The organism is Deltaproteobacteria bacterium (assembly GCA_035063765.1).
Classification (GTDB): Bacteria; Myxococcota_A; UBA9160; order UBA9160; family PR03; genus CAADGG01.
Genome location: JAPSFT010000005.1, coordinates 193,030 through 206,124, shown reverse-complemented (window position 1 = coordinate 206,124; position 13,095 = coordinate 193,030). Strand labels below are relative to the sequence as shown.

Annotated in this window: 14 protein-coding genes; 11 read left to right on the top strand and 3 right to left on the bottom strand. The window is 74.7% G+C overall.

Going from position 1 to position 13,095, the window contains the following annotated elements; all coding sequences use genetic code 11:
• Positions 1-10: 10 nt before the first annotated feature.
• Both pdxS and pdxT read left to right on the top strand, forming a co-directional pair.
• Positions 11-925 (top strand): pyridoxal 5'-phosphate synthase lyase subunit PdxS, encoded by a 915-nt coding sequence (gene pdxS / locus OZ948_04845; GenBank protein ID MEB2344046.1) that lies wholly within the window; start codon positions 11-13, stop codon positions 923-925.
• A 16-nt stretch (positions 926-941) separates the two neighbouring features.
• Positions 942-1,532: a pyridoxal 5'-phosphate synthase glutaminase subunit PdxT gene (gene pdxT, locus OZ948_04840; GenBank protein MEB2344045.1), complete on the top strand. Its 591-nt coding sequence runs from the start codon at positions 942-944 to the stop codon at positions 1,530-1,532.
• A gap of 17 nt (positions 1,533-1,549) precedes the next feature.
• Here the strand turns inward: pdxT and OZ948_04835 are convergent, their stop codons facing one another.
• Positions 1,550-1,849 carry an amphi-Trp domain-containing protein gene (locus OZ948_04835; protein ID MEB2344044.1) on the bottom strand — a complete coding sequence of 100 codons (300 nt, stop codon included), beginning with the start codon at positions 1,847-1,849 and terminating at the stop codon, positions 1,550-1,552.
• A 43-nt stretch (positions 1,850-1,892) separates the two neighbouring features.
• Positions 1,893-2,540: a hypothetical protein gene (locus OZ948_04830; protein MEB2344043.1), complete on the bottom strand. Its 648-nt coding sequence runs from the start codon at positions 2,538-2,540 to the stop codon at positions 1,893-1,895.
• On the opposite strand from OZ948_04830, the gene OZ948_04825 reads away from it, so the two are divergent.
• The 9 genes from OZ948_04825 to mpl all read left to right on the top strand — a co-directional run bounded on the left by OZ948_04825 (position 2,529) and on the right by mpl (position 11,809).
• A complete protein-coding gene (locus OZ948_04825; protein ID MEB2344042.1) occupies positions 2,529-3,638 on the top strand; it encodes a hypothetical protein in 1,110 nt (369 codons plus the stop codon). The genes OZ948_04830 and OZ948_04825 overlap by 12 nt on opposite strands.
• 94 nt (positions 3,639-3,732) lie before the next feature.
• A complete protein-coding gene (locus tag OZ948_04820; protein ID MEB2344041.1) occupies positions 3,733-4,803 on the top strand; it encodes a 3-deoxy-7-phosphoheptulonate synthase in 1,071 nt (356 codons plus the stop codon).
• Positions 4,804-4,997: 194 nt separating this feature from the next.
• Positions 4,998-5,531 (top strand): 30S ribosomal protein S6, encoded by a 534-nt coding sequence (rpsF, locus tag OZ948_04815; GenBank protein ID MEB2344040.1) that lies wholly within the window; start codon positions 4,998-5,000, stop codon positions 5,529-5,531.
• A gap of 6 nt (positions 5,532-5,537) precedes the next feature.
• Positions 5,538-5,993 carry a 50S ribosomal protein L9 gene (rplI, locus tag OZ948_04810; GenBank protein ID MEB2344039.1) on the top strand — a complete coding sequence of 152 codons (456 nt, stop codon included), beginning with the start codon at positions 5,538-5,540 and terminating at the stop codon, positions 5,991-5,993.
• A gap of 5 nt (positions 5,994-5,998) precedes the next feature.
• Entirely contained in the window at positions 5,999-7,513 is a 1,515-nt protein-coding gene (gene dnaB / locus OZ948_04805; GenBank protein MEB2344038.1) for a replicative DNA helicase, read from the top strand.
• On the top strand, positions 7,513-8,436 hold the full coding sequence (locus OZ948_04800) for an LD-carboxypeptidase (protein MEB2344037.1): 924 nt from the start codon (positions 7,513-7,515) through the stop codon (positions 8,434-8,436). The genes dnaB and OZ948_04800 overlap by 1 nt, the downstream gene beginning before the upstream one ends.
• On the top strand, positions 8,433-9,635 hold the full coding sequence (locus OZ948_04795) for a serine hydrolase (GenBank protein ID MEB2344036.1): 1,203 nt from the start codon (positions 8,433-8,435) through the stop codon (positions 9,633-9,635). The genes OZ948_04800 and OZ948_04795 overlap by 4 nt, the downstream gene beginning before the upstream one ends.
• 21 nt (positions 9,636-9,656) lie before the next feature.
• Positions 9,657-10,370 carry a gamma-glutamyl-gamma-aminobutyrate hydrolase family protein gene (locus OZ948_04790; protein ID MEB2344035.1) on the top strand — a complete coding sequence of 238 codons (714 nt, stop codon included), beginning with the start codon at positions 9,657-9,659 and terminating at the stop codon, positions 10,368-10,370.
• Positions 10,367-11,809 (top strand): UDP-N-acetylmuramate:L-alanyl-gamma-D-glutamyl-meso-diaminopimelate ligase, encoded by a 1,443-nt coding sequence (mpl, locus tag OZ948_04785; GenBank protein MEB2344034.1) that lies wholly within the window; start codon positions 10,367-10,369, stop codon positions 11,807-11,809. Before OZ948_04790 ends, mpl begins: the two co-directional genes overlap by 4 nt.
• Here mpl and OZ948_04780 read toward each other — a convergent pair whose 3' ends face one another.
• On the bottom strand, positions 11,810-13,069 hold the full coding sequence (locus OZ948_04780) for a M20/M25/M40 family metallo-hydrolase (GenBank protein MEB2344033.1): 1,260 nt from the start codon (positions 13,067-13,069) through the stop codon (positions 11,810-11,812).
• Positions 13,070-13,095 lie beyond the last annotated feature (26 nt).

The window sequence follows — 13,095 nt, the reverse complement described above, 5'->3', positions numbered from 1 at the left end:
AGGAGGAACGATGAGCAACCAGGGCAACGGCTCGAACGGGCGCAGCGGCGCGGAGGCCTTCGCGCTGAAGGTCGGCCTCGCCGAGATGCTGAAGGGCGGCGTGATCATGGACGTGACCACCCCCGAGCAGGCGCGCATCGCCGAGGACGCCGGCGCGGCGGCCGTGATGGCGCTCGAGCGGGTGCCGGCCGACATCCGCAAGGAGGGCGGGGTGGCGCGCATGGCGTCGATCGAGGTGATCGAGGCGATCCAGCGCACGGTCTCGATCCCGGTGATGGCGAAGGTGCGGATCGGGCACCTCGCCGAGGCGCGCGTGCTCGAGTCGCTCGGCGTCGACTTCGTCGACGAGAGCGAGGTGCTGACCCCGGCCGACGAGGAGCACCACGTCTGGAAGCACGACTTCAAGTCGCCCTTCGTGTGCGGCGCCCGCAACCTCGGCGAGGCGCTGCGCCGGATCGCCGAGGGGGCGGCCATGATCCGCACCAAGGGCGAGGCGGGCAGCGGCAACATCGTGGAGGCGGTGCGCCACCTGCGCACCGTGAACGGCGAGATCCGCAGGCTCACCACGACCGCGCCCGAGGAGCTCCCGACCCGCGCCAAGGAGCTGCAGGCGCCGCTCGACCTGGTGCGCTTCGTGGCCGAGAACGGGCGGCTCCCGGTGCCCAACTTCGCGGCCGGCGGGATCGCGACGCCGCCCGACGCGGTGCTCTGCCGGCAGCTCGGCGCCGAGGCGGTCTTCGTGGGCTCGGGGATCTTCAAGAGCGCCGACCCCGCCGCGCGCGCCCGGGCGGTGGTGCGCGCCTGCACCCACTGGGAGGACCCGAAGCAGGTGCTCGAGGCCTGCCGCGGGCTCGGCAAGGCGATGGAGGGCATCGAGATGTCGACCCTCGGCGACGAGCAGCGGCTCGCCAACCGCGGCTGGTGAGCAAGGGCGCGGCGCCGTGAAGCCGGTGATCGGGGTCCTCGCGATCCAGGGCGACTTCGCGGCCCACGCGCAGGCGCTCGCGCGCGCCGGCGCCGAGGCGCGCCTCGTGCGCGAGCCGAAGGAGCTCGACGGCCTCGACGCACTCGTGCTCCCGGGCGGCGAGAGCACGACGATCGCGAAGGGCATGGAGCGGCTCGGGCTCTTCGATCCGCTGCGCGCCTTCGCCGACTCGGGGCACCCCGTGCTCGGCACCTGCGCCGGCGCGATCCTGCTGGCGCGCGCGGTCGAGCACCACCCGGTGCCGAGCCTCGGCCTCGTCGACGTCGTCGCGGTGCGCAACGCCTACGGCACCCAGGTGGACTCGTTCATCGCCCCCGCCGACGCCGGCGCCGCCGCCGGCCTCGCGGGCCTGCGCTGCGTCTTCATCCGCGCGCCGCGCCTGCGCGAGCCGGGGCCCGGCGTCGAGGTGCTGGTGCGCGTCGATGGCGAGCCGGTGCTGGTGCGCCAGGGCGACCGCTTCGCGGCGACCTTCCACCCCGAGCTCGGCGACGACCCGCGCGTACACGCGCTGCTCGTCGGCGCCGCGCGCCGGCGCCGGGGCGCCTGACACCTCCGCGCCGCTTCCTAGCGGAGGCGCTTCGCTCGCCGGCGGCTCGCCGGGCGCCGGCGGGCGCTCGGGCCGGCCGGCGCATCGTCGAGCCGCCACGCGAGCTGGAACTCGACCTCTTCCTCGCCGTCGCCGCGCTCGTGCTCGAGCGTGATCGAGGCCGTCGAGGGGATGGAGACCCGCTCGCCCGCGATCCGGATCTGGAAGCGCCGCCCCTCCTCGAGCGCATCGGCGAGCCGGCGCAGCTTCGCGACGAACTGCGCGCGGGGATAGTCCTTCTCGACGTCGCGCGCGGCCTTCTTCTTCCGCTGGGCCAAGGGGTCTCCTTCGGGCTTCGCGCGCCGCGAGGCGCGGGTGCGGTCAGCGCTGGCCTGCCTTCGCCTGGGTGGCGCGCCCCGCGGCGACCTCGGCCACGAGCGCCGCGAAACGGCTGCGGATGCCGGTCTCGTCGGTGGAGGGCAGGGGAATCTTCTCGCGGTTCACGGTCTTCTCGCTGCCCACGAGCCGCCCGTCGCTGGCGAAGGCGAGGACGGTGATCACCTCGTCACGGGCCGGGAGCTCGCCCTTCCCGACCTCGCGCGGGCGCACCCGCACGGACTCGAAGTACACGAGCTTGCCGTCGCTTGCGTAGTAGCGGTTGCGGGCCGTGCCGCCGTCGTCGCCGTAGCGGACGCGTTCGTCCACGAGCTGGAGGTCGCCGTTCTCGAGGAAGGCCGCCACGCGCGCCTCGCTGCCGTGCGAGCGCAGGGTGCCGTCCATACGGTCGAGGGCGGGGCGCTTGCGGTCGACGATCGTCGAGTACCCGCGGGCGTCGTCGAGGTCCTCGATCACCACGATCGTGCGGCTGGTCCCGCTGGGGCTCCGCGCGACGCTGCGGCCGCGCGCCCCCTGGGCCGCGGCGTCGAGCGCGGGCAGCACCGGCGCGAGCGCCACGAGGGCGCCCAGCGCGGCGCGCCGCCACCGCAGCCGCGCGCTCCCCGCTACGTTGCCCTCCCGATGCCGCCCCACGACGCCGCGAACGGTAGCGTCCCGCCCCCGCGGCGCGACCGGCCCGCCGCCCGGCGCGCGCTCGCGATCCTGGCGGCGCTCGCGCTCACCACGGGCTGTGCGGCCGCGACCGCGCCCCCGGCGCCGAGCGCTGCCGACGAAGCCGCCGCGCGGGCCGCGGCACAGGCCGCCGCTCGCGAGGCATCGGGCTTCGTCGGCGTGTTCGCAGCACGGCCCGGTGCGGCCGCGAAGGCGGACACCGGGGCGGGCTCGCGCCCAGGCGCCGCGGCCGATCCGCAGGCCGACTCCGCCCCGGACCCGGGCGGCCCTGCCGCTCCGACCACGCTCGAGCTGCGCGCCGACGGGACGGCGCAGCTCGAGATCGTGCGCCTCGGCCGTGGCGTCGAGCGCCGGCCCGGCCGCTGGGGCGCGTCCGGCACGGAGCTGCGGGTCGAGTGGGACACGCCCGACGCGAGCGGCGCCCTGCCCGGCCCGACGACCTGGCTGCGCGCGGGCAACCAGCTCGTGCCCTCGCACTTCGATCCCGGGAGCTGGGGGGCAGCGGGGCTCACCCTCACCCGCTGGGAGGCCTCGCGCCCGGCGCGGCCGGGCTGCCACTGGCAGCCCTTCGCCGATGCGACCCTCGGCGTGCGCCTGCTCGTCGAGAGCTGCGGCGCCGGCGGCCCGCACTTCGCCGCGCGCGGCGCCGAGATCGTGGACGTCCGGAACGCCTCGGCCGCGGCGCGCGGCACCCCGATCCTCCAGGTCTTCGCGAAGAAGCCCCGCGAGACGGTCGGCGACGCGATCCGCAAGCGCTTCTTCCCGCAGCTCGTGCCCCGCATCCGCAAGGGCTGCGTGGTGCGGCGCGGGGGCGGCGTCGATCTCGGCGACCCGGCCAAGCAGACCTGGACGATCGCGCCCACCGAGAAGTACCGGGACGAGACCGCCAAGTGGCGGGCCGCGGAGCCCACCGCGATGATCTGTGGCCCCTACGGCCTGCGCGACGGGGTGGGCTACTTCGAGTCCCATCCGAAGGCCTCCCCCCAGCGCTACCTCTTCGTGTGGCTCGGGCGGGAAGAGCCCCGCTTCGACGAGCGCTCGATCGAGCTCCTGGACTGAGCTCCTGGCCCGCGCTTCCAGGCGAACGCCGTTTGGTCGAAGAGGCGGATGCGGCCGGCGCCGGCTAGCCTTCTCCGCCCGCGAGGACCGTCCCATGATCTTCCAGACCGACGACCTGCGCATCGCCGGCCTCCGGCCGCTGATCCCGCCCGCGATCCTGATGGAGGAGCTCCCGATCGGGGAGAAGAGCTCCGAGACGGTGGCGCGCGGCCGCGAGCAGATCGCGGCGGTCCTGCACGGCGAGGACGATCGCCTGATGGTCGTCGTGGGCCCCTGCTCGGTGCACGACCCGGAGGCGGCGCTCGACTACGCCCGCCGGCTGCGGGGCGCCGCGGACCGCCACTCCCGGGACCTGCTGGTCGTGATGCGCGTGTACTTCGAGAAGCCGCGCACGATCGTGGGCTGGAAGGGCCTGATCAACGACCCGCACCTCGACGAGAGCTTCGCCATCAACGAGGGCCTGCGGAAGGCGCGCCGGCTGCTGCTCGAGATCTCCGAGCTGGGCCTGCCGGCCGGCTCCGAGTTCCTGGACCCGATCTCACCCCAGTTCATCGCGGACCTGGTCTCGTGGGGCGCGATCGGCGCCCGCACCTCGGAGAGCCAGGTACACCGCGAGCTGGCCTCGGGCCTGTCGATGCCGGTCGGCTTCAAGAACGCCACCAACGGCAACGTCCAGATCGCGATCGAGGCGATCCTCTCGGCGCAGCACCCGCACAACTTCCTGTCCGTGACGAAGCAGGGCGTGGCCGCGATCGTGAGCACCCGCGGGAACCGCGACTGCCACCTCATCCTGCGGGGCGGCAGCGACGGCCCGAACCACGACACCGAGAGCCTGGCCCGGATCGGTGCGGCCCTCGGCAAGGCGGGCCTCCCGGATCGGCTCGTGATCGACTGCTCGCACGCGAACAGCGCGAAGGACCCGCAGCGCCAGGCCGGCGTCTGCCGCTCGGTCGCCCGCCAGGTGGCCGAGGGCAACCGTGCGGTCATCGGCCTCATGCTCGAGAGCTTCCTCGAGGAGGGTCGCCAGGACGCCAAGCCGGGGCAGCCGCTCACCTACGGCAAGAGCATCACCGACGCCTGCATGAGCTGGGAGCGCACCGAGCCGCTCCTCGCGGAGCTGGCGGAGGCGGCCCGGACCCGCCGGCGCCCCGAGGGTCAGGATTAGCCCGAGGCCCCGGGCGCCTCGCTAGCCCTCGCCGGGTCTGCTATCCGTCCGCGCCTTCGATCACCCACCTCGGCTCCCGCAGCGGCATCGCGGCCCCCGCCCCGATGCCAGGCGGACGGGAGCCCGAAGCGCCGGCACCGGGATCGCTCCGATCGGACCGGATCGGGCCGGCGCTCCGTCCGCGAGGAGGCTCCGTGCGGGAATTCGATACGACCTTCATCGTCCAGCCCGAGATCTCCGAGGAGGCTCGCGAGACCCTGATCGGGCGCCTCAAGGGGGTCCTCGAGCGCTCCGGCGCGGTCCCGCTCGAGGTGGACGACATGGGCAAGCGCAAGCTCGCCTACGAGATCGCGCGCTTCCAGAAGGGCCACTACCTCTCGCTCTTCTACGCCGACAGCGGCAAGGCGGTCGCCGAGCTCGAGCGCGCGCTGCGCATCGACGAGTCGATCCTGCGCTTCCTGACGGTGCGCCGCGCCGACGACGTCGGCGACCTCGACGCGCGCAGGGCGAAGGCGGTCGAGCTCGAGAAGGTGCGCCACGAGAAGGCCGCCGAGCGCGCCGCCCGCGAGGCCGAGGAGCGTGCCGCGCGCGAGGCCGCGCGCCTGGCCGGCGAGCCGGTCGACGAAGGCGGTGGCGAGGAGGAGGAGGAGTACGGCGTGCGCGAGCCGCGCAGCCGCGACGAGGACGACGACGACGAGGGCGACGACCGCGCGCCCGCGGGGGAGTAGCAGCCGATGCGCTCCGTGCAGGTGATCCTGAGCGAGGACGTCCCGAACCTGGGTGACGCCGGCGAGCTCGTGGCGGTGAAGCCGGGCTTCGCCCGCAACTACCTCCTGCCGCGCGGCCTGGCGGTCGCCGCCACCGAGGCCAGCAAGAAGCAGCTCGCCCACCAGCAGCGCGTGATCGCCGAGAAGGTGGCGCGTGCGCGCAAGCTGCTCGAGGGCGAGAAGGCCCGCTTCGAGGGCCAGGTGGTGGAGATCACCGCCCAGGCCGGCGAGGAGGGCAAGCTCTTCGGCTCCGTCACCGCGGTGATGATCGCCGAGCAGCTCACAGAACGCGGTCTCGAGGTGGACCGCCGCAAGATCGCGCTCGCCGACCCGATCAAGGAGGTCGGTGAGCACCCGGTCGTGATCAAGCTCCACCGGGAGATCCAGGCCACGATCACCGTGAAGGTCACCGCCGCGCCCTAGCCTCCGTGGTACAGTTCGGCTCGATCCCGAACGACGCGAAGGAAGACGGCGTGGCGCGAACCCAGGGCCGGTCGCGACGCGAAGAGGACGGCGCTCCTGCGCTCGGCTCTTCGGGCCGGGTCCCGCCGAACGACCTCGATGCCGAGAAGTCGGTCCTCTCGGGCCTGCTGCTGCGCAACGAGTCGATCCACGCGGTGTACCTCGAGTGCAAGCCCGAGGACTTCTACCACCCCGCGCACCGCGCGCTCTTCGAGGCGATGCACGCGCTCTCCGAGGCGGGCTCGCCGGTGGACCTGCGCACGCTCTCGGACCACCTGGTGCGGCACAAGCTGCTCGACCGGATCGGCGGGCCGGTGGCGCTCGCCGAGATCGCGGACTTCGAGACCACCGCCGCCCACGTCGTCCACCACGCGCGCATCGTGCGCGACCGCGCGATCCGCCGGCGCCTGATCGGGGTCGCCACCGAGATCGTCGAGATGGGCTTCGACGGCGGGGACCGCGCCGACACGCTGCTCGACCAGGCCGAGGGGCGCATCCTCGACATCGGGCGCCAGAACGCGCGCGAGACCTTCCGCAGCCTGCAGGACGAGATGCAGAGCACCTTCGACTACGTCGAGGCGGTGATGGGCCGGGGGGGCGAGCTCACCGGCGTGCCGACCGGCTTCAAGGAGCTCGACGAGAAGACCGGCGGGCTCCAGCCCGGGGAGCTCTTCATCCTGGCCGCCCGCCCGAGCATGGGCAAGACGGCGCTCGCGCTCAACATCGCGCGCAACGCCGCGGTGCTGCACCGCAAGAAGGTCGCGGTGTTCTCGCTCGAGATGACCGCACAGGCGCTGGTGCTGCGCATGCTCTCCGCCGAGGCCGAGGTGGACCAGTCGCGGATCCGCAGCGGCTACCTCACGACCCACGACTACAAGCGCCTGCGCGACGCGGCCGGCGCGATCGGACACGCCGACATCTGGATCGACGACTCGGGCATGATCACCGTGCTCGAGATGAAGGCGAAGTGCCGGCGCATGAAGAAGGACCGCGGCCTCGACCTGGTGATGGTCGACTACCTCCAGCTCGCGCACGGCGACGGGCGCAACGAGCGCCGCGAGCAGGAGATCTCCGAGATCAGCCGCGGCTTGAAGGCGATGGCGAAGGAGCTCGAGATCCCGGTGATCGCGCTCTCGCAGCTCAACCGCGGCCCCGAGAACCGGCCCGGCAAGGACAAGCGCCCGATGCTGGCGGACCTGCGCGAGTCGGGCGCCATCGAGCAGGACGCCGACGTGATCGCCTTCATCTACCGCGACTGGTTCTACAACCGTGACGACCCGGGCAAGGAGGACCTGGCCGAGCTGATCATCTCGAAGCAGCGCAACGGCCCGACCGGCACGATCGAGCTCACCTTCCTGTCGCGCCTCGCGCAGTTCCGCGACCGCTCGGCCTTCGTCCCCGACGACCAGGGCCCGCCGCGCGGCGGCAGCGGCTTCCTGCCGCCCGACGAGGACGGCAGCGAGCCGGGCGACTTCCTCTAGTGCCGCCCGCGCTCCTGAAGCCCCACGCGCTGCGGCCCGGCGCGGCGATCGGGATCGCGGCGCCGGCGGCCGCCGTGGACCCCGAGACGCTCGCGGCCGGCGAGGAGCGCTGGCGCCAGGCGGGCTTCGCCGTGGTGCGCCGCGGTGACCTGCTGGCGCGCCACCGCTACCTGGCCGGCGACGACGCGCGGCGCGCCGCCGAGCTGATGGAGCTGGTCGCGGACCCGCGCGTCGGCGCGATCGTGTGCGCGCGCGGCGGCTACGGCACGCCGCGCATCCTCGACCGCCTCGACGCCGCCGCCGTGCGCGCGGCGCGCAAGCCGCTGGTCGGCTTCAGCGACGTGACGGCGCTCCTGCTCTGGCAGCGCCGCGCCGCCGGCCTGGTCGGCTTCCACGGCCCGATGCTCGACCGCGGCGGCGACCTGCGCGACGAGGAGCTCGCCGCGCTGGTCGCCGCGCTCGGCGGCGGCGGGCCCGCGCGCCCGGCCTGGAAGGGCGCCGCGGGCGGCGGCGGGTGTGCCGAGGGCCGGCTCACCGGCGGCTCGCTCACGATGGTGGTGGCCTCGCTCGGTACGCCCTGGGAGATCGACACGCGCGGCGCCCTGCTCCTGCTCGAGGACGTGGGCGAGCGCCCCTATCGCCTCGACCGCCTGCTCGCGCAGCTCCGCAGCGCCGGCAAGCTCGCGCGCGTCGCCGGGATCGGGCTCGGGCGTTTCGAGCGCTGCGACGAGCCGGACGGCTCGGTGAGCGCCTGGGAGGTGCTGCGCGAGGTCGTGGAGGAGCTCGGCGTCCCGTGGGTGGCGGGCCTCCCCTTCGGCCACGGCGCGCCGAACCTGCCCTGGCCGGTGGGCGCCCGCGCGCGCCTCGACGGCACGCGGGCCGAGCTGCAATTTCTCGAGCGGGGGGTGAGCGACCGGCCATGAAGCACGCGCGGATCCGACGCAAGCTCGCGCGCGTGGACCGCGCGCTCGACAAGGCGATCGCCGACGCCGAGATCCCGGGCGCCGTCGTGCTGGCGCGCATGCGGCGCGACGGCGAGTGGCTCGAGCACTGCTCGGTGCGCGGGCTCGCGGCCGTGCGGCCCGAGCGGATCCCGATGGCGCGCGAGACGGTCTTCGACCTGGCGTCGCTCACCAAGCCGATCGCCACCGCGACGGCGGTCCTGCTGCTCGTCGCCGAGGGCGCGATCGACCTCGACGAGCCGCTCGCCAAGTACGTGCCCGCCGCCGGCGAGCGCGGCAAGGAGCAGGTGCGGGTGCGCCACCTGCTCACGCACAGCGCGGGGCTGCGGCCCTGGCGTCCCTTCCACGAGGCGCTGCTCGAACGCGAGCGCAAGAAGGGCGAGCGCCTGCTCGGCACGCCGGCGGCGAAGGAGGCGATCCTCGAGCGCATCCACCGCTCGACGCTCGTGCACGAGCCCGGCGAGGCCGCCGTCTACGGCGACCTCGACTTCATGCTGCTCGGCGAGCTGGTCGAGACGGTGGCGAAGCAGCCGCTCGACGAGTTCTGCGCCGCGCGCATCTTCGCCCCGCTCGGGCTCGCGGACACCCGCTTCGTGCGGCTCGGCGACGGCCAGCCGCCGCTCCCGGACGCCCTGCGCCGCCGCTTCGCCGCCACCGAGAACTGCCCCTGGCGAGGGCGCATCCTGTGGGGCGAGGTGCACGACCCGAACGCCTGGGCGATGGGCGGCGTCGCCGGCCACGCCGGCCTGTTCGCGCCGGCCGACGACGTGCTGCGCTTCGCGGGCGCGGTGCTCGACGCCTGGCACGGCCGGGGCGAGGCCGATCCCGTCCTCGCGCGCGTGCTGCCGCGCGAGTGGCTGCACCGCTTCCTCACCCGGCAGGAGGGCAAGGCCCTCGACCCGGCGGGCTCCGCACCGGCCACCTGGACGCTCGGCTGGGACACGCCGACCCCGGGCGCCTCGAGCTCCGGCCGCTACTTCACGCCGGGCGCCACGGTCGGGCACCTCGGCTTCACGGGCACCTCGCTCTGGATCGACCTCGCGCGCGAAGCCGTGGTGGTGATGCTCACCAACCGGGTCCACCTGGTGGCCAAGCGCAGCCCGTTCAAGCTCCGGGCCGTCGTGCACGATCTGGTGATGGAGTCGTTCCTGGCGGAGTAGCGCGGGGGGCCCAGGGCAGACGTGGCGCGTCCGGTGATCGGCATCACGGTGAGCATCGACCCGGGCGAGCGGATCCGGCCCGGACAGCAGTACCTCTACGTCGGGCGCGCCTACGCCCGCGCGGTGGAGGCGGCCGGCGGCGCCCCCGTCCTGCTCCCGCCCGACCTCGCGCCCGAGCGCGCCGCGGCCCTGTGCGCGGGCCTCGTCGTCACGGGCGGCGCGCAGCTTCCGGCGGCCCTCGGCGGTCCGAGCCCCGGGGACGAGCGCGCCCTCGGGCCCGCCGGCGCTCCCGCCGAGCTTGCCGAGCGCGTCGCCTGGGACCTGGCGCTCATCGATGCGGCGCGCGAGCGCCGGCGGCCGCTGCTCGGGGTCTGCTACGGCATGCAGCTCCTGAACCTGCGCCTGGGCGGCACGCTCCACGCCGACCTGCGGCGAGCCGCCGGCACCACCATCGACCACGGCGGCTCGGGGCGCATCGCCGAGCACGAGGTGACGCTCGACGAGGCGAGCGCGCTGCGCGCCGTGCTCGGCACGCGCGCGCGGGTGGCGTCGTCCCACCACCAGGCGGTGGCGCGGCTCGCGCTCGGGCTGCGGGCCGTGGCGCGCGCCCGCGACGGCGTCCTCGAGGCCTTCGAGGGCGAGGGCCTGCTCGGGGTCGAGTGGCACCCCGAGCACGACGCCACGGCGCCGGCCGTCTACGGCTGGCTGCTGGCCGAGGCCCGGAGGGCCGCGTGAGGGCTGCCCTGCCCGCGCGGCTCGAGCACGTCCACCTGATCGCGATCGCGGGCACCGGGATGGGCGCACTCGCCGGCTTCCTGCGCGCGCGCGGCCTGCGCGTCACCGGCTCCGACCGGGCGCTCTACCCCCCGATGAGCGAGATGCTGGCCGGCTGGGGCATCCCGGTGTCGCTCGGCTTCGAGGCCGCGCACCTGGAGCCGCGCCCGGACCTGGTCGTGATCGGCAACGCGGTGCGCCCCGACAACCCGGAGGCGCGCGCCGCGATCGAGGGCGGCATCCCCTACCGCTCCTTCCCCGACGCCCTCCACGAGCTCGCGATGGCAGGCCGCCACGCCGTGGTGGTGGCCGGCACGCACGGGAAGACCACCACGACGAGCCTGCTCGGCGCGCTGCTCGCCGGGGTGGGCCTCGATCCGTCGGTCCTGGTGGGGGGCGTAGCGCTCGACTTCGAGGGCCCGTTCCGGGACGGCTCCGGCCCGCACTTCGTCGTCGAGGGCGACGAGTACGACACCGCCTTCTTCGACAAGACCCCGAAGTTCCTGCACTACCACCCGCGCACGCTGCTCCTCACCTCGGTCGAGTTCGACCACGCCGACATCTACCGCGATCTCGCGCACGTGCAGGAGGCCTTCCGCGCCCTGGTGCGCGGGATGCCGGCCGGCGGCGCGATCGTGGCCGCGCTCGACGACCCGAACGTGTGCGACGTGCTGGCCGGCGCGCCGCCGCCGGTCGTCGGCTACGGGCTCGGCACGGCCGAGCACGGCTTCCGCGCCGTGGACCTCGACCCGGGCCCCGCCGGCACCGCGTTCCGCGTGCTCCGCGACGGCACGGAGGTGGCGCGCGCGCGGGTGCCCCTCTACGGCCGCCACAACGTCGCCAACGCGCTCGGCGCGCTCGCGACGGCGGTGGTGCTGGGCGCGCCGGTCGAGGCCGCGGCCGCGGCCCTGGCGCGCTTCCGCGGCGTGCGCCGCCGGCAGGAGGTGCGCGGCACCGTGGCCGGCGTCACCGTGCTCGACGACTTCGCGCACCACCCGACGGCGGTGCGCGAGACCGTGGCCGCGATGCGCGCGCGCTTTCCCGGCCGGCGCCTGGTGGCGGTACTCGAGCCGCGCTCGAACACGAGCCGCCGCGCGCTCTTCCAGGCCGACTTCGCCGAGGCGCTGGCGGGTGCCGACCGCGCCGTGGTCGCGGTCGTCCCGCACGAGCCGATCTACAGCAACACCGGCGTCGTGACCGAGTACCTCGACGCCGGGCGCCTCGCCGAGGACCTGCGCGCCGGCGGCGTGGACGCCGAGGCGATCGAGGGGGTCGAGGCGATCGTCGAGCGGCTCGGGGCGACGAGCCGCGCGGGCGACGTCGTCCTGGTGATGAGCAACGGCGACTTCGGGGGCCTGTGGGGCAAGCTGCTCGAGCGGCTCGGCCGCAGCGCCTCGTGATCAGCGCCCGCGCCGCGCGCACGCCGCCAGCGCGAGCGCCGCGAGCACGGCGCTCGCCCCGCCGCCGGGCTCGGGCAGCAGCTGCGGGTCACAGGGGAAGCCGTAGGTCGTGATCTCCATCGCCCCGGTGGCGATCGCGATCGTCTCGGTCTCGTCGAGAGCCTCGGGGCCTTCTCCGACGTTCCCGCGCGCCTGCGCCTCGAGCGCCACGAGCTGGTCGCGGTACCCGGGGGAGACGTGATCGAGATCCGCGAGGCTCCGGGTCAGGACGTCGGAGATGGCCAGCAGGTCGTCGAAGGTGGTGAGCGCCGTGGGTGGCGTGAGGACCGGACGCTGCTCGTCCTCGGCGAGCCCGAGCACGAGCCGGAAGCCGATCTCGGCCTGGCGGGCGAGCTTGCGCACGTCGACGACGGCGAGGTCGTCGCGGCTCGTGTGGTAGCAGGCGTTGGTGGCGTCGCTGAAGAAGACGATCGGCACCCCGCCCACGTGGAAGCCGACGTAGTCGCTGCGGAGCTGGCCGAACACGACCGAGAGCAGCCGCGTGTCGAGCCCGACCGCGTCGATCGCGGCGCTCGTGAGCGAGGTGAGCAGCGCGCCGCCGGTCTCCGTCCCGATCGCGAAGCTCAGTTCGCGCACGCTCGGCATCAGGTTCGCGCCCTGGATGTCGAAGTTGACGTAGCTGACCACGTCCGCGAGCGGGACCAGCGGGTGCGCGACGAAGTGGCTCGACCCGAGCAGCCCGATCTCCTCACCGTCCCAGAGCGCGAGGACGACCGATCGCTCCGGCGGCGCCGGCAGCGCCCGCAGCGCGCGTCCGATCGCCAGCACCACCGCCACCCCGGCGGCGTTGTCGGTGGCGCCGTTGCAGATCGCGTCGCCCAGGTTCGTGCACCCGCCCGGCGGTATGTGGTCGTAGTGGGCACCCACGATCACGAACTCGTCCGCCCGGGCCCCGCCCGGGATCACGGCCAGCAGGTTCGTGCGCACCCCGTCGAAGGGCTGCTGGTAGGCCTCGCGGCCGCTGGCCGCCGTGTCGAGGCCAGGGCCGATCTGCTCGAGCTCGTCGATCAGGAGCTCGCGCGCGGCGGCGCCGCCCGGGGTCCCGCTGCCGCGCCCCTCGAGCGCGTCGGCCGCGAGCTGCGTGACGTCTGCCTCCACCTCGCGGGCGACGGCGGCCGCCGCGGTCACCTCCTCCGGTGTGAAGGCGGAAGCCGGGGTAGCAGCGAAGAGCAGCGCGAGCGCAAGGGTTCGGCGGAGCATCCGGGGATTCGACCCCATCCGGCGCG